Origin of the sequence: Reyranella soli (genome assembly GCF_007992495.1) — a bacterium.
GTDB classification, from domain to species: Bacteria; Pseudomonadota; Alphaproteobacteria; order Reyranellales; family Reyranellaceae; genus Reyranella; species Reyranella soli.
The window spans coordinates 1-17,345 of sequence record NZ_BKAJ01000036.1; the positions used below are offsets into that span (position 1 = coordinate 1).

17 protein-coding genes are annotated in these 17,345 nt (G+C 64.7%); 11 read left to right on the forward strand and 6 right to left on the reverse strand.

The window, feature by feature from the left end:
- The first annotated feature begins 122 nt into the window (after window positions 1–122).
- The 5 genes from RSO01_RS11990 to RSO01_RS12010 are packed head-to-tail and all read left to right on the forward strand — an operon-like array spanning window position 123 to window position 5,578.
- Window positions 123–1,679 carry an ABC transporter substrate-binding protein gene (locus RSO01_RS11990; protein ID WP_218037319.1) on the forward strand — a complete coding sequence of 519 codons (1,557 nt, stop codon included), beginning with the start codon at window positions 123–125 and terminating at the stop codon, window positions 1,677–1,679.
- Between the two features lie 56 nt (window positions 1,680–1,735).
- The gene (locus tag RSO01_RS11995; protein ID WP_147149334.1) at window positions 1,736–2,677 is read left to right on the forward strand and encodes an ABC transporter permease; all 942 of its coding nucleotides are present in this window, start codon (window positions 1,736–1,738) and stop codon (window positions 2,675–2,677) included.
- A 1-nt stretch (window position 2,678) separates the two neighbouring features.
- Window positions 2,679–3,551: an ABC transporter permease gene (locus RSO01_RS12000; RefSeq protein WP_147149335.1), complete on the forward strand. Its 873-nt coding sequence runs from the start codon at window positions 2,679–2,681 to the stop codon at window positions 3,549–3,551.
- An 18-nt stretch (window positions 3,552–3,569) separates the two neighbouring features.
- Window positions 3,570–4,562 carry an ABC transporter ATP-binding protein gene (locus RSO01_RS12005; RefSeq protein WP_147149336.1) on the forward strand — a complete coding sequence of 331 codons (993 nt, stop codon included), beginning with the start codon at window positions 3,570–3,572 and terminating at the stop codon, window positions 4,560–4,562.
- Window positions 4,559–5,578: an ABC transporter ATP-binding protein gene (locus tag RSO01_RS12010; protein WP_147149337.1), complete on the forward strand. Its 1,020-nt coding sequence runs from the start codon at window positions 4,559–4,561 to the stop codon at window positions 5,576–5,578. Before RSO01_RS12005 ends, RSO01_RS12010 begins: the two co-directional genes overlap by 4 nt.
- Window positions 5,579–5,616: 38 nt before the next feature.
- On the opposite strand, the gene RSO01_RS48940 is transcribed toward RSO01_RS12010, so the two are convergent.
- From RSO01_RS48940 to RSO01_RS12030, 5 genes are read right to left on the reverse strand one after another with little or no spacing between them, the layout of a single operon-like run.
- On the reverse strand, window positions 5,617–6,054 hold the full coding sequence (locus tag RSO01_RS48940; RefSeq protein WP_246158327.1) for a TOBE domain-containing protein: 438 nt from the start codon (window positions 6,052–6,054) through the stop codon (window positions 5,617–5,619).
- Window positions 6,005–6,688: an ABC transporter ATP-binding protein gene (locus RSO01_RS48945; protein WP_246158330.1), complete on the reverse strand. Its 684-nt coding sequence runs from the start codon at window positions 6,686–6,688 to the stop codon at window positions 6,005–6,007. The genes RSO01_RS48940 and RSO01_RS48945 overlap by 50 nt, the downstream gene beginning before the upstream one ends.
- 2 nt (window positions 6,689–6,690) lie before the next feature.
- Window positions 6,691–7,491 carry an ABC transporter permease gene (locus RSO01_RS12020; protein ID WP_147149338.1) on the reverse strand — a complete coding sequence of 267 codons (801 nt, stop codon included), beginning with the start codon at window positions 7,489–7,491 and terminating at the stop codon, window positions 6,691–6,693.
- 5 nt (window positions 7,492–7,496) lie between these two features.
- Window positions 7,497–8,357: an ABC transporter permease gene (locus tag RSO01_RS12025; RefSeq protein ID WP_170303003.1), complete on the reverse strand. Its 861-nt coding sequence runs from the start codon at window positions 8,355–8,357 to the stop codon at window positions 7,497–7,499.
- Between the two features lie 23 nt (window positions 8,358–8,380).
- On the reverse strand, window positions 8,381–9,433 hold the full coding sequence (locus RSO01_RS12030; protein ID WP_147149340.1) for an extracellular solute-binding protein: 1,053 nt from the start codon (window positions 9,431–9,433) through the stop codon (window positions 8,381–8,383).
- A 501-nt stretch (window positions 9,434–9,934) separates the two neighbouring features.
- Between RSO01_RS12030 and RSO01_RS12035 the strand changes: the two genes are divergently transcribed.
- The 5 genes from RSO01_RS12035 (at window position 9,935) to RSO01_RS12055 (ending at window position 15,781) form a co-directional block, all read left to right on the forward strand.
- Window positions 9,935–11,335, forward strand: a complete 1,401-nt coding sequence (locus tag RSO01_RS12035) for an aminotransferase (RefSeq protein WP_147149341.1) — start codon at window positions 9,935–9,937, stop codon at window positions 11,333–11,335.
- A gap of 23 nt (window positions 11,336–11,358) precedes the next feature.
- Complete coding sequence (locus RSO01_RS12040) at window positions 11,359–12,528, forward strand: M24 family metallopeptidase (RefSeq protein ID WP_147149342.1); 1,170 nt, start codon at window positions 11,359–11,361, stop codon at window positions 12,526–12,528.
- 13 nt (window positions 12,529–12,541) lie between these two features.
- Window positions 12,542–13,648, forward strand: a complete 1,107-nt coding sequence (locus RSO01_RS12045; protein WP_147149343.1) for a DUF2817 domain-containing protein — start codon at window positions 12,542–12,544, stop codon at window positions 13,646–13,648.
- Window positions 13,649–13,754: 106 nt separating this feature from the next.
- Window positions 13,755–14,369 (forward strand): aspartate/glutamate racemase family protein, encoded by a 615-nt coding sequence (locus RSO01_RS48950; protein ID WP_308933087.1) that lies wholly within the window; start codon window positions 13,755–13,757, stop codon window positions 14,367–14,369.
- A gap of 65 nt (window positions 14,370–14,434) precedes the next feature.
- Window positions 14,435–15,781 carry an LLM class flavin-dependent oxidoreductase gene (locus tag RSO01_RS12055; protein WP_218037320.1) on the forward strand — a complete coding sequence of 449 codons (1,347 nt, stop codon included), beginning with the start codon at window positions 14,435–14,437 and terminating at the stop codon, window positions 15,779–15,781.
- A gap of 11 nt (window positions 15,782–15,792) precedes the next feature.
- On the opposite strand, the gene RSO01_RS12060 is transcribed toward RSO01_RS12055, so the two are convergent.
- The gene (locus RSO01_RS12060) at window positions 15,793–16,311 is read right to left on the reverse strand and encodes an Lrp/AsnC family transcriptional regulator (RefSeq protein WP_147149345.1); all 519 of its coding nucleotides are present in this window, start codon (window positions 16,309–16,311) and stop codon (window positions 15,793–15,795) included.
- A gap of 208 nt (window positions 16,312–16,519) precedes the next feature.
- Between RSO01_RS12060 and RSO01_RS12065 the strand changes: the two genes are divergently transcribed.
- Window positions 16,520–17,308: a M48 family metallopeptidase gene (locus tag RSO01_RS12065; protein WP_147149346.1), complete on the forward strand. Its 789-nt coding sequence runs from the start codon at window positions 16,520–16,522 to the stop codon at window positions 17,306–17,308.
- The last annotated feature ends 37 nt before the right edge of the window (window positions 17,309–17,345 follow it).

Here is a 17,345-nt window from a genome sequence, read left to right on the forward strand (position 1 = left end):
GATGCGCGCAGGATGCGCGCGGTCCGGAAGAGCATGAGTTTGCTGGACAGGCGCAGGTCGCTTTGCATAGTTTGTGCATGGGATCGGGGAGCTTTAGAGGGACTCAAATGATATTCCGGGTAATGGCCGGCCTTGCTGCGCTCGCTTTGCCGTTTTCGGCGATGGCGCAGGAGAAGGTGCTGAAGGCGGTGATGCATGCCGATGTGCGTGTCATCGATCCGATCTGGACGACCCAGACGATCGCCAACATTCATGGCGCGCTGGTCTACGACACGCTGTTCGGCAACGACGCCAACCAGAAGCCGCAGCCGCAGATGGTCGGCAAGTACGAGATCAGCCCCGACCGGATGACCTATACCTTCACCCTGCGCGACGGGCTGAAGTTCCACGACGGCTCGCCGGTCACCACCAAGGACGTGATCGCTTCGCTGAAGCGCTGGGGTGCCAAGGATGGCGTCGGCCAGCGCCTGATGGGCTTCGTCACCAAGCTCGAGCCGGTCGACGACAAGACCTTCACCATGGTGCTGCGCGAGCCCTACGGCATGGTGCTGGAGTCGCTGGGCAAGAGTCAGAGCTCGATCGCCGCCATCATGCGCGAGAAGGATGCCCAGACCGACCCGCAGCAGCAGGTCAAGGAATCGGTCGGCTCGGGTCCCTACATCTTCGCCAAGGACCAGTGGGTGCCGGGCAGCAAGGCGGTCTATCTCAAGAACAAGGACTACGTGGCGCGTACCGAGGCGCCGTCGTCCTTCGCCGGCGGCAAGATCCCCGGCGTCGACCGTATCGAGCTGGTGTGGATCTCCGATCCGCAGACGGCGATGTCGGCTCTGGTCAACGGCGAGATCGATTTCTACGAACAGCCGCCCAACGACTTCCTGCCGCTGCTCGCCAAGGCGCGCGGCGTCAAGCTGATGAAGACGGGCACGATCGACAGCACGCAGGGCATGATCCGGCTCAATCACCTGCATCCGCCCTTCAACAACGTGAAGGCGCGCCAGGCGATGTACTACCTGATCAACCAGGAGGACTTCCTGCGCGCCATCGTCGGCGATCCCAAGTACTACCGCGTCTGCCCGGGACTGCTGACCTGCGGCGGGCCGTACGAGAACGACGGCGGCACGGCCTTCATGAAGGAGTACAATCCGAAGAAGGCGCTGCAGCTCCTCAAGGAGGCAGGTTACAACGGCGAGCCGATCACCATCCTCGCCGCCACCGACCACAACACCATTACGCCTGCCACGCAGGTGCTGATCCAGGCGATGCGCGAGGCCGGCATCAACGTCGACGTCCAGTCGATGGACTGGGGCTCCGTCGTGTCGCGTCGCGCCAAGAAAGAGCCGCCGGCGCAGGGCGGCTGGAACATCTTCGTCACCACGTCGGGCGGCGTCGGCTCGTCCAATCCGGTGCTGCACACCTGGATCGGCGCTGCCTGCGACAAGGGCCTGTTCGGCTGGCCGTGCGATCCCGAGGTCGAGAAGCTGCGCAACGCCTTCGGCATGGCCTCGACCGAGGAGGAGCGCAAGAAGATCGCCAAGGAGCTGCAGACCAAGGCGATGGAGACCGTCGTGTTCCTGCCGTTCGGCCAGTGGGACACGCCACTCGCCTATCGCGCCGACCGCATCGACGGCATCGTGCCCAACACCGGGCTGGCGGTGCTGTGGGGCATTACCAAGAAATGATCACGCAGGCCGTCGTCCGCGCGCTGAGCGCGCGGACGACGGCCGAATGAGGCATTGTGACCGCCTATATCATCCGTCGTCTATTCGCCACCCTGCCGGTGATGGCCGTGGTGGCGCTGTTCGTGTTCTTCCTGCTGCGCCTGGCGCCGGGCGATCCCGCGGCGATCATCGCCGGCGACGACGCCACCACCGAGGCGATCGAGGCCGTGCGCATGAAGCTCGGCCTCGACCGGCCGTTGGTCGAGCAGTTCGTCGTCTGGGTGTGGGCGCTGCTGCAGGGCGACCTGGGCGTGTCGATCTTCTCCAACCTGCCGGTGACGCGCCTGATGGCGCAGCGTGTCGAGCCCACCATCGCGCTCACGCTGTCGACGCTGGTCGTTGCCGTGTCGCTCGCCATCCCCATCGGCGTCGTCGCGGCTTGGAAGGCACGCAAGCTGGTCGACCGCGTGGTCATGGGCTTTGCCGTGCTGGGCTTCGCCATGCCGGTGTTCGTGCTGGCCTATGTCCTGATCTATTTCTTCGCCGTGCAATGGCAGCTGCTGCCGGTGCAGGGTTACCAGCCGATGAGCGCCGGCCTCTGGCCGTTCGTCGAAAGCCTGATCCTGCCCTCGGTGGCGCTCGGCGTCACCTACATGGCGTTGATCGCCCGCATCACCCGCGCGTCCATGCTCGAGGTGCTGCAGCAGGACTATATCCGCACCGCCAACGCCAAGGGCCTGGCAACCGACCGCGTGCTCTTGCTGCATGCGCTCAAGAACGCCTCGGTGCCGATCGTCACCGTGATCGGCATCGGCATTGCGCTGCTGATCTCGGGCGTGGTCATCACCGAGACCGTGTTCAATATCCCGGGTCTCGGCCGGCTCACCGTCGATGCCGTGCTGAAGCGCGACTATCCCATCGTCCAGGGGCTGATCCTGGTGTTCGCCGGCGTCAAGGTCGTCGTGAACCTGATCATCGACATCTCCTACGCCTTCCTCGATCCCCGCATCCGGTACTGACATGACCGTCATCACCGACGATCTCGTCCTGCCGCCGCGGCGTTTCTCGCTGTGGACGGGGATCCGACGCAACCCGACCATCGCCTTCGGCGCGGTCATGCTTGCCCTGCTGATCCTGATGGCGGTGTTCGCGCCGCTGATCGCCACGCACGACCCGTTCAAGATCGCGCCGGTCAATCGCCTGCGTCCGCCCTCCGAGCGCTGGTGGTTCGGCACCGACCAGTTTGGCCGCGACGTCTTCTCGCGCACGATCTACGGCGCGCGCGTATCGCTGATCGTCGGCCTCTCGGTGGCCGTGATCTCGAGCGCGCTGGGCCTCGCGCTGGGGATCGCCTGTGGCTATTTCAAGCGCATCGACGGCTTCGTCATGCGCATCATGGACGGCCTGATGGCGATCCCCTCGATCCTGCTCGCCATCGCCCTGATCACGCTGGCGCGGCCCGGGCTCGGCATCGTCATCGTTGCCATCATCGTTCCCGAGGTGCCGCGCGTCGTGCGCGTGGTCCGCGCCGTGGTGCTGTCGATCCGCTCCCAGCCCTACATCGAAAGCGCCATCGCCGGCGGCACCAGGAACATGAAACTGCTGGTGCGCCATGTGTTGCCCAACACCCTGGCGCCGCTGATCGTGCAATCGACCTATGTCTGCGCCTCCGCCATGCTGATCGAGGCGAGCCTGAGCTTCTTGGGCGCCGGCGTGCCGCTGGAAACGCCGAGCTGGGGCAACATCATCTCCCAGGGCAAGACCTTCTTCCAGATTGCGCCCTGGACGATCCTGATTCCCGGCGCGTTCCTGGCCGTCACGGTGCTGGCGGTGAACCTTTTAGGCGACGGCCTGCGCGATAGGCTCGATCCGCGCCTGGCGAGGCGCCTGTGAGGAGCGGCCAATGAGGCGATGGGCGTGAGCGCGATCCTCGAGGTCCGCGACCTCCATACCCAGTTCAACACCCTGGACGGCGTCGTGCGCGCCGTCGACGGCGTGTCGTTCGACGTGGCGCGCGGCGAGACGCTGGGCATCGTGGGCGAATCAGGCTGCGGCAAGTCGGTCACGGCGCTCTCCATTCTGCGCCTGATCCCGCCCGAGACCGGCCGCATCGCCCAGGGCTCCATCCGCTTCGAAGGCAACGAGCTCACGCACCTTTCCGAACAGCAGATGAAGAGCCTGCGCGGCCATCGCATCTCCATGATCTTCCAGGAGCCGATGACCAGCCTGAACCCGGTGCTGACGGTGGGGACGCAGATCGCCGAGAACGTCGTGCGCCATATGAATGTGTCGTGGGCGGCGGCACGTGATCGCGCCCGCGAGATGCTCGACCTGGTGCGCATCGCCGACGCCAGACGCCGGCTCGACGAATATCCGCACCAGCTCTCGGGCGGCATGCGCCAGCGCGTCATGATCGCCATGGCGCTCAGCTGCGATCCGCAGGTCCTTATCGCCGACGAGCCGACGACGGCGCTCGACGTCACCATCCAGGCGCAGATCCTCGATCTGATGATCGAGCTCAAGGAGAAGACCGGCACCGCCATCGTGCTGATCACCCACGATCTCGGCGTCGTCGCCGAGACCACCGAACGCGTCGTCGTGATGTATGCCGGGCGCAAGGTCGAGGAGGCGCCGGTCGAGGCGCTGTTCGAGAACCCGCTGCATCCCTACACGCGCGGCCTGATGCGGGCGATCCCGCGGCTCGACGTCGAGGCCGACGCCGCGGGCACGCGGCCGCGCCTGCAGGAGATCCCCGGTCTGGTGCCGATCCTGACCCAGCCGATCGTCGGCTGCGCCTTCGCCGCGCGCTGCGAGCTCGCGACCGATCGTTGTCGCGCCACGCTGCCGCCGTTCGTCGATGCCGGCGGGGGGCACACCGTCGCCTGCTGGGAGGTCAAGCTGTGAGCGCGGCCCCGAATGCACCCGTTCTCGAGGTCGACGGCCTCGTAAAACACTTCCCGATCCTGGGCGGCCTGCTGCAGCGGCGGGTGGGCGAGGTGAGGGCGGTCGATGGCGTCAGCTTCAGCATCGCCAAGGGCGAGACGCTGGGGCTGGTGGGCGAGTCGGGCTGCGGCAAGTCCACGATCGGCAAGACCGTGCTGAAGCTGATCGAGCCGACCGCCGGGCGCATCCTGCTGAGCGGCGAGGACGTCACCAAACTCAAGCCCGGCGCGATGTGGCAACACCGCCGCCGCATCCAGACGATCTTCCAGGATCCGTACTCTTCGATGAACCCGCGCCTGTCGTCGGGCACGATCGTCGGCGAGCCGTTGGAAAATTTTGGCATCACGCGCGGCAGCGAGACGGGTGAGCGGGTCGCGCAGCTTTTCCGGCGCGTTGGCCTGAGACCCGAGGCCATGCGCAAGTACGCCCACGAATTCTCGGGCGGCCAGCGCCAGCGGCTGGGCATTGCCAAGGCCCTGTCGGTCAATCCCGAGCTGATCGTGGCCGATGAGCCGGTGTCGGCGCTCGACGTCTCGGTGCAGGCGCAGGTGCTCAATCTCCTGATCGACCTGCAGGAGGAATACGGGCTCGCCTATCTCTTCATCAGCCACGACCTTGCCGTGATGCGCCACATCAGCCATCGCATCGCGGTGATGTATCTCGGCCGCATCGTCGAGCTTACGACCAAGCGCACGCTCTTCACCCAGCCCTTGCATCCCTACACCGAGGCGCTGCTGTCGGCTGCCACGGCGCCCGATCCCAAGCGGCGGCGCAAGCGCAAGCGGATCGTGCAGGGCGACGTGCCGAGCCCGGCCAAGCCGCCGCCCGGCTGCCACTTCCACACCCGCTGCCCCTATGCGGTGGCCGAGTGCAAGGTGACGGCGCCGCCCCTCGTCGAGGTGGCGCCCGGCCACCACGTCGCCTGCCTGCGCCGCCCGGTCGGCGGGTCTCCGGAGCCACTCTCGGTCCCGGGCTAGCGTCTTGGAACGCGGACCTCCAGGTCCGCCTAAAGGACTTACGTCGCAGGCTCCACTGGAATCGTACGGATGTGAGCGGCTTCGAGCGTTATCGCGATCTCGTCGCCGGCGCGCGGCCGTCGATCTTCCGGAAAGTGACCATCCATCATCAGTTGTTCGCCGCAGACGCTGAGCGAGAGGCGGGAAATGCCGCCGTAGTAGTCGCTGCTGATGATCTTTGCCGTATAGGCCGGATGGGCATCCACCGGATCCGGGCCGCTTGCCCTGACATGCTCCGGTCGAATGACCGCCGTCGCGGCTCCGGGCGGCAGGCCGCTCTTGAAGGCCAGTCCGTGTCCCGACACGAAGTTTCCCTTGCCGTCGACAATGCCGTCGACCAGGGAGCACCAGCCGACGAATTGCGCCACGAAGCGGCTGGCGGGCCTTTCATAGATGTCCGCTGGTGTGCCGACCTGCTCGAGCTTTCCCTTGTTCATGACGCAGATGCGATCCCGAAAGCATCAGCGCCTCTTCCTGATCGTGCGTCACGAAGATGGTGGTGATCTCGACCTTGCGAATGACGTCGCGAAGTTCCTCGCGCATGCGCACGCGCAATTGGGCGTCGAGGTTCGAGAAGGGTTCGTCCAGAAGCAGGACGGCGGGTCGCATGGCGAGCGCTCGCGCCAGCGCCACGCGTTGCTGCTGGCCGCCGGACAGTTGCGCGGGCAGCCGATCGCTGAGATGGGCCAGTTCGACCAGCGTCAGCATTTCCTGGACGCGCTTTTCCCTGTCGGCCTTGGGCCATTTCAGGTTTTCGAGGCCGAAGGCGATGTTCTGCGCCGTCGTCATGTGGGGGAACAGGGCGTAGTTCTGGAACACCATGCCGGTGTCGCGACGATAGGGAGGCTCCCGCGTCATGTCCCGGCCGTCGATGACGACGGCACCTTCGGACGGCTCAACGAAGCCGGCCACCATCCGGAGCGTCGTCGTCTTGCCGCAACCCGAGGGTCCCAGCAGGCAAAGCAGCTCGCCACGGCGAACGTCCAGCGAAAGGGTCTCAACGGCTGTGACGTCTCCGTAGCGCTTGGAGACGCCCTGCAGGGAGACCACGACGTCCTTGTTGTTCTTCATGCCTACGCCAGTCTTTCCGCGCCGATCAGTCGCTCGATCGCCAGGATCACGATCAGGGTCACGGCGATCATGATGCTCGAGATGGCGGCCACGAACGGGCCCGAGCTTTGCTGCACATAGGAAAACAGGCGTACCGGCAACGTCACCGTATCGTCATAGGTCAGGAAGGCGGTAACCGTGACGTTGCCGAACGAGACGACGAACGCGAACACGGCCGCCGACAGGACGCCGGGCAGGAGCATGGGAAACGTCACGCGCCGCAATACGACCCACGGCGGCGCTCGCAGGTTCATCGCGGCTTCCTCGAGACGCCGGTCGAACAGGCTGAGGCTGGCGAGGACGGTGCGCACTACATAGGGGATCGCGAGCACGACATGGGCAAGAAGAATGCCCGCCAATGTCTGATTGAGGCCGGTCCAGGCGAACAGGTAGAGCAGGCCGATGCCCAGGACGATGCCCGGGACAATCAGGGGGGAGAGGGCGAGCGCCTGGAAAGCGGCGCGGCCCGGGAATTCGTAGCGGTCGATGGCAAAGGCGGCGGCAAAGCCGATGCCGAGGGAGAGGCACGATGCCAGGATGCCGATATAGGTGCTGGTCCAGAGCGACGACATGAACTCTTCGTTGGCAAAGGCGCTCTTGTACCAGCGCAGCGAAAAGCCGGTGGGAGGAAAGCTCAGCACATTGTCGGCGGCGAAGGACGAGACGATTACGATGACGGCCGGCAAGGCCAGCATCACGTAGACACAGACACGAACGACCAGGCCGGAGGCCGACATGATACGATCGATCAGATCCTTCCGCATGAGCCTTATCTCCGGACGAAGCGGCGGGCGAGAGCGTTCAGGAGCGCCGTGAACAACAACCCCGCACCCAGGATGATGAAAGCCATTGCCGCGCCGAAAGACCAGTTCATCGACGACATCATCTGCTCGTAGATGAAGCTGCCCATCATGCGGATACGGCTGCCGCCGACCAGCATCGGCGTGATGAAGGCCGAAATGGCGATGACGAAGACGAGCACGAAGCCCGCCAGGATTCCGGGCGCGGCGAGGGGAATGACGACCCTCGTGAGGGTGACGAAGCGGTTGGCGCGGAGGTTGGCGGCGGCGTGTTCGAGGACCGGGTCGATCTGTGCGACGACGCTCATGACCGAGAGGATCATGAAGGGGATGGTCTGCTGAACCAGGACGACGACCACCGCCGTCTTGTTGAAGAGCAGCGTTTTGGGCGAGTCGAACAGGCCGGAAGCAACGAGGATGGAATTCACGAGGCCGGAGCGGCCGAGGACGGCGACCCAGCCGAACACCACGACGACCAGGCTGAGGGTCAACGGCAGGATGACGATGATCATTCGCCAGCGCCGTCGCGCGGGCGCCAACCGCGCCAGCGAATAGCCGACGGGGAAGCCGATCAGGGCGCAGACGACAGCCGTGACGACGCCGTAGAGCAGCGTCTCCACCAGGACCGATAGGTAATAGGCGTCGAAGAGAAAGTGCTCATAGTGGGCGAGGGAGAAGCCGCTTCGCTCGACGAAGCCCTCGCCCGTGTAGAAGCTGGCGCGAAACAGCCAGACGAGGGGCAGGACGAGGAAGGCGATCAGGATCGCGAGCAGCGGCGAGATGAGGAGCAGGAGGCACTCGCGGCCCGGTTTGGCTGGCGTGGATTGCAAGGTCGTTGATGCTCCGGCGCTGCTTACCCGCCAAGTATCTTGTTGACCTTTTCGCCCCATTCGCCGCGCAGCTTCATGAGCTGCGACCAGTCGACAGGCTGCTTCAGCGCGACGCGTTCCGGCGAATTGAAGAGCAGCTCGCTCTTGAGCTCGTCGGAGAGCTTGACGTCCGTCGTGACGCCGTAGCGCAGCGCGTTGGGGATGGCCAGCATTCCCTGGTCGGAAAGGAGCTGGTCAATGTAGGCGTTCGCCGCTTCGCGATACTTGCAGCCCTTGAGGATGGCGGTGTAGCTCGTCACGCCATAGACGCCCGCCTTCGGGAAGACGGTCACGATCGGCTTGCCCTTGGTGCGCATCTCGTGCGCCCGTCCATCCCAGAACACGCCGGCCGTGCCTTCTTCGTCCATGAAAAGTTGGAGCTGCGTGACCGTCGTCGGCGGCATCGCCATGATATTGGCCTTGGCATTGGCCATGACCTTGTAGGCGGGCTCCATGTTCGTCATCGAGCCGCCGTTCTCGTGGGCGATACCCAGCATCATGAGCGCGGCAGGCGTGGAACCGGGCCTCGCGACAACGACGCGACCTTTCAGATCGGGCCGCGCGATGTCGGAGTAGGAGGTCATCGGCTCCTTCACGAGCTTCGAATTGTAGATGGGCACGACCGTCGCGACGCTGAAGGGCGCGGCGTAGTTGCCGAACTCGCGGAAATTCGGGAACACGCGGGCGAAATTGGGAACGTCCGAGGGCGAGATCTGCTCGAGCATGCTCGCCTCGGTCAGTTGCGCCATGTGCGGGCTGTCGCCCATGAACAGGTCGTAGGGAGGGTTGTCCCGGCTGGCGACCGTCTTGACCAGGTCGGCGTCGGTCGAGCCGGCGATGAACCGGACCTTGAGTCCATACTTTTCCTCCAGCGGATTGGCCACGTTCGCCGTCAGCGCGCTGTCGTATGTCCCGCCGTAGCCGTTGATGCGCAGCGTAACGCCGGCAAACTTTTTCGACTGCGCATGCACATAAGGCGCTGCGACCGCAGTGGCGGCAAAAGTCGGTGCAAGCTTCAAAAAGGGACGCCGTCTCATCGCTGATCTCCTTGCTGCTTTCTCACATCACAAACGAAGCGCGTTTCGCCGTTGCCCATGTACGCCGCGTGATGAAGCGAAGGGTGATGCTTCAACAAACCGTGCAACGATCGGGCCAATAGGCCTGTCAACGCAGTTCGCGGTGCAGCGCGCCGCCCCGACGCGGACATGCCGGTGCGAACAGCAAAGCGGCTGTTCGACTCCCTTCGCCCCCTGGTCCGGGTGGACCACTACCCGTGAAGATCATAGCCGGCCACGCTGCAGATTTGCGGCGAATGAACCATCATGCGCAGGCGAAACCGCCGGATTGCCGCTCCATACGCAGGATTCCTGCATTGGTCGATTTGCCATGGCTGCGCCGAAAAACTGCGTGAGCGCCGGTTGAACGCAGGAAATCGGAGCAAAGGCCTGTCGTTTTGCGGCAACCATCGGCAGGAGCTGGCGCACAATCGTTCCGTCGGAGCGCCGTTCTCAAAACCGGAATGAAAGAAGGCTGAAGATATGTCCGCTGTTCTGCGCCGCAATTCGCTGGATCTGGACGAAGTCATCGCCCTCGATCGGGCGGCCACGCTGCATCCTTTCACAAGCTTGCATGGGCATGCCCATGGTACGGCCGAGACGACCGTGGTCGAGACGGCCAAGGGATCGCGCATCCGCGACGGCGCCGGCCGCGAATTCATCGACGGCTTTGCCGGACTGTATTGCGTCAATATCGGTTATGGCCGCACCGAGGTCGCGGAGGCGATCTCCGCGCAGGCGCACAAGCTCGCCTACTATCATAGCTATGCCGGGCATACGACGGAGCAGCTCGCCCGCTTGTCCGGCCGGCTCGTGGCGATGGCGCCGGGGAAGATGAGCAAGGTCTTCTATGGCCTCTCCGGCTCCGATGCCAACGAGACGAACGCCAAGATCGTCTGGTACTACAACAACCTGCGTGGCCTGCCCGCCAAGAAGAAGATCATCGCGCGCGAACGCGGCTATCACGGCAGCTCCGTCGTATCGGGCTCCATGACGGGCCTGAGCTTCTATCATGACCACATGGACCTGCCGCGCCCCGGTATCCTGCGCACGGGCGTGCCGCATCATTACTGGGGCGCCGAAGCAGGTGAATCCGAGGAACAGTTCTCTCTGCGCCGCGCCCGCGAGCTGGACGAGCTGATCCTGTGCGAGGGGCCGGAAACCGTTGGCGCCTTCATCGGCGAGCCGGTGCTGGGCACGGGCGGGATCACGCCGCCGCCGATGGGCTATTGGCCGGCAATCCAGGAGGTGCTGCGGAAGCACGACGTGCTGCTGATTGCCGATGAAGTGATCACGGGGTTCGGCCGTACCGGCGCGATGTTCGGATGCGACATGTACGGCATCGAGCCGGACCTGATCACGATCGCCAAGGGCATCACCTCGGCCTATGTGCCGCTCTCCGCCTCGATCGTCGGCGCGCGCGTCTACGAGGTCATGGAGAACGCCTCGGAAAAGGTCGGCGCCTTCGCGCACGGCTACACCTATTCGGGCCATACGCTCGCGGTCGCGGCAGCCAACGCCGTTCTCGACATCGTGGAACGCGAGGACATCCCGGGCCAGGCGAAGACCACCGGTGCGCATCTGCAGAAGACGTTGCATCGGGCATTCGACGGCCTTCCAATCGTCGGCGAGGTGCGCGGCGTCGGCATGATGGCGGCGATCGAGTTCGTGGCAGATCCCGCGGCGCGGACGCGCTTCGCGCCCGAATTGAAGGTCGGCGCGCGCATCGCCCAGGCGGCGCGCGACCGCGGTCTGATCGTACGGGCGATGCCTCATGGCGATATCATGGGCTTTTCGCCGCCGCTTGTGATGAGCAGCCAGGAAGTCGACGAGATGGTCGCGATCGCAGCCGACGCGACCCGCCATGTGATGAACGAGCTCTAGGGTCCTGCGAGGGAGTGACGACGATGACGATCGGTAAAGCGCCACAGGTCTTCCCGAGATCGGAGTATTTGCGGCGGCTGGCAGCCGTCAAGGCGGAGATGGCGCGGCGGGAAGTCGAAGCACTTGTCGTCAACAATGCATCCCACATCACCTACCTCACGGGCTACACGTCCCTGTCCGCCTATGTGCCGCAGGGGCTCGTCGTGTCGGTCCGAGACGAGGAGCCGACCTTCTTCATGCGCCGCATGGACGCTCCCGCCGCGCACCATCAGACGTTCATGGGCCGGGACAAGATCGTCGGCTATCCAGAAGACCTCATCGCCCATCCCGAAAAGGATGGGTACGACAAGGTGATCGATTTTCTCGTCGAGCTCGGCGTCGACGGTCGCGGCATTGGACTGGAAGCGGGCAACCTGCCGGCCGATACCGTCGCCAAATTCAAGGCGCGGCTGCCGAAGGCCCGGATCGTCGACTTCACCAGGGCGATCGCCTGGATCAGGGGCGTGAAGTCCGACCTCGAGATCGAGATCATGCGGGAGGCTGCCGCGATCTCCGATGCGGCGATCCTGCGGGCGGCGGAGGTCATCCGTCCGGGCGTGCGCGAAGCGGATGCGGCGGCGGAGATCGTCGGGACGCTGATGCGCGGGGTCAACGGCAAGCCGGGAACCGCTCTGAAGTCGATGTATCTCTGCGCCTCGCCCCGTATCGGCACCTGTCATATTCCGTGGACCGAGGACGTTTTCCGCGATGGCTCGCAGATCAATCTCGAGCTGGGGGGATGCCGACACGGCTATGTGGCGCCGATCATGCGCACCTATTCGATCGGCGCGCCGTCGGATCGCCTCAAGCGCCTGCATGACGCGCAGGTCGAAAGCCTGGAAGCCGCGTTGAAGGCGGTGCGGCCAGGTGCCACCTGCAGCGACGTTGCGGTCGCCTTCAACCGCACGCTCGAGAAAGCGGGCTTCAAGAAGGAGTCGCGTTGCGGGTACGCGCTGGGCATCGACTGGTCGGAGCCGACCGCGAGCCTCAAGGAAGGAGACATGACGGAACTCAAGCCCAACATGACCTTCCATCTGATGCTGGGTAATTGGGTCGACGAGGATTTCGGCTATGTCATCAGCGAAAGCATCCGCGTCACCGGTTCCGGCGTGGAAACGCTGACCGGCGCGCCGCGCAAGCTGTTCGTTCTGTAGGCATCGGGTTGTGATGAACGACGCCATCGTCGACGCCGCGAACAGGCACTTTTCGGCGACCTACTTCGACGCCCGCCGGAAATTCCACGACCATGTGGCGAAGGCCGGCGGTGAAGCCGTTGCCTATCCATCCTCGGCGCAGGGCCCCGGTGAAAAGGATCTTTCGACTGACGTCGCGTGGTTCGGCGACCGGCGCGCGTCCAGCGTCGGGGTCCTGGTGTCGGCGACGCATGGCGCCGAGGGCTATTGCGGATCCGCGGCACAGCTCGATTGGTTGGCCGGGAAGGGACACGAGAGGCTCGAATCGGGTCAGGCGATGCTGCTGATCCACGCGCTCAACCCCTATGGCTTTGCCTGGGACCGCCGCGTGACGCAGGAGGGATGCGACCTCAATCGGAACTTCGTCGATTTCTCGGCACCATTGCCGCACAACGATGCCTACGACCTGCTGGCGGATTGCTTCGTTACGCGCGAGCTGGACGGCCCCGTCGTGGAAGCAGCCGAGGCGAAGATAAAGGCGTTCCGCGAGGAGCACGGAGAGCTTGCCTTTCGCAAGGCGCGCAGCAGCGGGCAGTACCGGCATGCGACGGGCGTCTTCTTCGGCGGCTTCGGCCCGACCGTGGCGCGCCGGACGCTCGAGCGGATCGTGGCCGACCACGGCATCGGCGCGCGCGAGCTTGTCGTCATCGTCGACTACCACACCGGCCTCGGACCCTATGGATATGGCGAGCTTCAATGCGAGGCCGTATCGGGCATCGCGGGCTACGAACGTGCGCGCGATATCTTCGGTCTTTCCGTCACATCGCCGGATCTCGGCACATCTTCGGCCGTCACCCTGAGTGGCACCCAGGACGAGTACTGGCAGCGGCTCCTCGGCGATCGGCATGTCTATGTCTGCCTGGAATACGGCACGTATTCTCCCGAGTCGGGCAGGGCGGCAATGCGCGCGGATCATTGGCTTCACGCCTACCAGCCGTCGGAAATCGAGACCGACATTGGCCGTCAGATCCGGCGCCGCGTGAGAGAGCACTTTTACCCGGACCGCCTGGACTGGAAGGAGATGGTGCTTTTCCGCAGCCGCCAGGTTCAGCGGCAGATGGTCGAAGCCTTGCACAGATGAAAGAATCTGCTCGATGATTCCGCGACCGCTGCGCCCCCTCGGAATACTGGGCCTCGAACGCGGTCTGCCGCCCGGCGCCACGCCCCCGGCGCCTGTGCCAGGATCCATGCTGGATCCGGCGACCTTTGATTTCCCGATCATCTCCGAAATCGTTGAGGGTGCCTGGGTGGAGAATGTCGTCCGCGCCGACCCCGCGCTCGAAACGGCCTTTGTCGTCGCCGCTCGGCGGTTGGTCGAGAGAGGCGCGGCCGTCGTAAGCTCGACCTGCGGCTTCTCCATCCGGCATCAGGCGGCGGTCGCCGCGGCCGTCGAGGCGCCTGTGGTGATGTCGAGCCTGTTGCTGATTCCGGTACTGCTGCGGCAGTTGGCGCCGTCCGCCAAGATCGCGGTGCTGACGTACGACTCGACCCATTGCAGTGAAGAACTCCTTGGCGTTGACGATCCGGCCGACCGGGCGCGGGTTGTGATCGGTGGCATCGAAGGAGGTAAATTCTGGCACGACGAATTGAAGCGTCCAGCGCCGCCGATCGACGTTGCCGCCATCGAGGCGGATGTCGGTGCCTGTGTCGCGCGCCTGTGCGCCGCGCATCGCGAGATAGCCGTTATCCTGTTTGAATGTGCCGGGTTTCCGGCCGTCGCACCGGCGATCCGCCGTCAGGCAAAGCTTCCCGTCTATGACATCACAAGCCTTTGCCGGTTGGCCATGGCGTCGGTCGCCTGACGGCACGAACATTGCTGCTTTCCGCGAAACGTTGTCCGAGTGAGTGACCATCCATGATGAACCTCATGACCACCATCTTCCCGGTTGGCGCCCATCTCGCGGGATGGCGGCACAAGGACGCTTGGCCGAAGACCAACATGCGGTTCGAGGTGTTCATCGCCCAGGCCCAGCTCGCCGAGCGCGGCAAGTTCGACATGCTGTTCCTGGCGGACGGCAACGCCGTTCGCGCCATGGACGATCCCGTCATGTTCGTCGCCAATACCAACACCGACCGGCCATCGACCTACGATCCGTTGATGCTCTTCGCCGCGCTGACGCAGCACACCAGGCATATCGGCCTGTTCTGTACGGCGGTGACGACGTACGACGAGCCCTTCCTGCTGGCGCGGCGGTTCGGTTCGCTGGATCACCTGAGCAACGGCCGCGCCTGCTGGAACATCGTCACCGGAAACTATGAAGGGGACTCGCACAATTTCGGCCGGTCGGCGCACGTTCCGCGTCACGAGCGCTACGAACGCGCGGACGAGTTCGTCACGATCTGCAAGGGGCTGTGGGACAGCTGGGCCGAGGATGCCTTCATCGAAGACAAGGCCACCGGTCATTTCCTCGTGCCGTCCAAGGTCCAGCGGCTGAACCATGTCGGCAAGCACTTCTCGGTGCAAGGCCCGCTCAACGTCGCACGCCTGCCGCAGGGCTACCCGGTTCTTGCCTCGGCAGGGCAGTCGGAGCCGGGCCGCGAGCTGGCGGCAAAGCATGCCGAGCTGATCTTCTCGGTCGCGCTGACCAAGGAAGAGGCCCAGGAATTCTATGCCGATCAGAAAGCTCGCGTCGAGCGGCGCGGGCGCAACCCCGATGCGGTGAAGATCATGCCGGGCGTGACCGTCTATGTCGGGCGCACGGCGGCGGAGGCCGACGAGCTCTATGCTGAGCTGCAGGACCTGATCCCTCCGCCGGTCGGCGTCGCCTCGCTGTCGAAGTTCTGCCGGCAGGATCTCTCCGGCTATCCAATCGACGGCCCGCTACCCGACATGTCGGAGGAAGTGGTCGGCATGACGAGCTATCGCAAGTCGATCGACCAGCTCGCCAAGCAGCAGAAGATGACGATCCGCGAGATGTACAAGCTGATCGTGCCCTCGGCGGGCCATGTCATCTTCAAGGGCACGGCTGGTCAGGTGGCGGATCAGTTCGAGGACTGGTACCGCAGCAAGGCGGCCGACGGCTTCAACGTCATCAACCCGGTCCAACCTCGGTCACTGATGGACTTCGTCGATCTCGTCATTCCCGAGCTGCAGCGTCGCAAGCTGTTCCGCACGGAATATCCCGACGGGACCTTGCGCGATATGCTGGGCCTCCCGACGCCCCAACGGCAGATCAATCCCCACGGCGCCTGGGAGTTCGCGAAGCAGGCTTGAGCACCCGCGTCCTAGCCCGCGGCCGCTCCCGCTCGACGGGCCTTTCGCTGGCGGGGCGCGTCTGTGACGCCCGGGAGAGGAAGGGCGAAGCCCACCTTGACGCGATCCATCACGACGAGCGTTCGGAAGCCCTTGATGTCCTGATTCTCATAGAAGAAGCGCCGCGTGAACTGCTCGTAGTCCTCCATGTCGCGCGCGGTGACATAGAGCACGAAGTCGACATCTCCGGTGACGTAAAAGCCGTTCACGACCTCCGGAGTCGTCCTGATCGCCTTCTTGAAGCGATCGATGATATCCGATCGCTCCCGTTCCAGCGTCACGAGGACTAGCATCTGGATCGGCCGGCCGGCGGCTTTCGCGGAAATGATGGATACATCGGCCTCGATGACGCCCTTGGCGCGCAGTTGCTTCAGGCGTCGCTGGCAGGCGGTGGCGGAAACGCCGACCTTTTCGGCGATGGCTTCCGAGGTAAGCCGATTATTCTTTTGAACCGCGCCCAGGATTCGGAGGTCGATTTCGTCCAGTTCCATGGCTCACCATAGCCAAGAATTGCAATGCTGGCATCGCAACTCCCGCGCTCTTTGGCAATCTTCCGGACCGCCGGCGTCTCGCCGGCTCATGAACATGAGGCCGGTCGGAGGCTGGCGGTCCGGAAGACCATGAACGCGCTCCCGGCGAAGATTCCCCTGTAACGCCTGCCACCGTCGCCTCGTCCTCCAGGTCAGGGAGGGCGCGATCATGCAGCGGCGATCTTTCATGGCTCTGGCGGGGAGTTGTCTTGTCTGTGGCTGTGCCGGCGCGGTCCATCGGCTGCCCGAGGTCAACTATGGCGACATCGCCACGGCGCAGGCGGAGGTAGGCATGACACCGCCGCCACAGCGCCGCCCGGTCTCCGACGACGAGGTGGCCCGCACCTTGCGCAACGCGATTCAGCTCGTGCGGGCGCCGGCCGCCCATCTCTGCCACGAGATGGATGTCGGCGTATGCGACTGGCGGTTCCAGCTGTCGCGCAGTCGGGAGATGAATGCCGGTGCCACGGGATACGGCCAGATCGTGCTCAATCGCGGCATCGTCGAATTTGCCGCCAATGACGAGGAAGTCTGCATGGTGGTGGCGCACGAGATCGGTCATCACGCCGCCAACCACGTCGCGAGAGGCGTGCGCAATCAGATGATCGGCGCCCTGATCGGCGTCGCCATCGTCGGGATCGCCGGCGCCGTCGCCGGCAGCGCCCCCACCTCTGATACGACGCAGATGGCAGCCCAGCTCGGTGGTCAGATCGGCCATCTCTCCTTCTCCAAGGAGCAGGAGCGCGAGGCGGACTACCTGGCGGCGGCGATCCTGTACCGGGCCGGCATCGACCTCGACAAGGCGCGCGGCCTGCTGCTGAGCATGGCGGCCGGCTCGCAACAAATGGCGACCGCCTTCCTGGATACGCATCCCGCCGGGCCCGAACGCGTCGCCGCCTGGGATCGCGCTGTAGCGGAGATCCGCGCAGCCCGCGGCCGGTTGCCGCCACGAGCATGATGAATAGGCGAGCCGCTTGTCGGCTCTGATCCTGGCC

What these genes read in the sequence shown, in the direction of transcription:
- RSO01_RS11990 (WP_218037319.1), top strand. Translation starts at nt 123, where the DNA reads ATGGCCGGCCTTGCTGCGCTCGCTTTGCCGTTTTCGGCGATGGCGCAG.
- RSO01_RS12000 (WP_147149335.1), top strand. Translation starts at nt 2,679, where the DNA reads ATGACCGTCATCACCGACGATCTCGTCCTGCCGCCGCGGCGTTTCTCG.
- RSO01_RS12005 (WP_147149336.1), top strand. Translation starts at nt 3,570, where the DNA reads ATGGGCGTGAGCGCGATCCTCGAGGTCCGCGACCTCCATACCCAGTTC.
- RSO01_RS48940 (WP_246158327.1), bottom strand. Translation starts at nt 6,054, where the DNA reads ATGAACAAGGGAAAGCTCGAGCAGGTCGGCACACCAGCGGACATCTAT.
- RSO01_RS48945 (WP_246158330.1), bottom strand. Translation starts at nt 6,688, where the DNA reads ATGAAGAACAACAAGGACGTCGTGGTCTCCCTGCAGGGCGTCTCCAAG.
- RSO01_RS12020 (WP_147149338.1), bottom strand. Translation starts at nt 7,491, where the DNA reads ATGCGGAAGGATCTGATCGATCGTATCATGTCGGCCTCCGGCCTGGTC.
- RSO01_RS12030 (WP_147149340.1), bottom strand. Translation starts at nt 9,433, where the DNA reads ATGAGACGGCGTCCCTTTTTGAAGCTTGCACCGACTTTTGCCGCCACT.
- RSO01_RS12035 (WP_147149341.1), top strand. Translation starts at nt 9,935, where the DNA reads ATGTCCGCTGTTCTGCGCCGCAATTCGCTGGATCTGGACGAAGTCATC.
- RSO01_RS12040 (WP_147149342.1), top strand. Translation starts at nt 11,359, where the DNA reads ATGACGATCGGTAAAGCGCCACAGGTCTTCCCGAGATCGGAGTATTTG.
- RSO01_RS12045 (WP_147149343.1), top strand. Translation starts at nt 12,542, where the DNA reads ATGAACGACGCCATCGTCGACGCCGCGAACAGGCACTTTTCGGCGACC.
- RSO01_RS48950 (WP_308933087.1), top strand. Translation starts at nt 13,755, where the DNA reads ATGCTGGATCCGGCGACCTTTGATTTCCCGATCATCTCCGAAATCGTT.
- RSO01_RS12055 (WP_218037320.1), top strand. Translation starts at nt 14,435, where the DNA reads ATGACCACCATCTTCCCGGTTGGCGCCCATCTCGCGGGATGGCGGCAC.
- RSO01_RS12060 (WP_147149345.1), bottom strand. Translation starts at nt 16,311, where the DNA reads ATGGAACTGGACGAAATCGACCTCCGAATCCTGGGCGCGGTTCAAAAG.
- RSO01_RS12065 (WP_147149346.1), top strand. Translation starts at nt 16,520, where the DNA reads ATGCAGCGGCGATCTTTCATGGCTCTGGCGGGGAGTTGTCTTGTCTGT.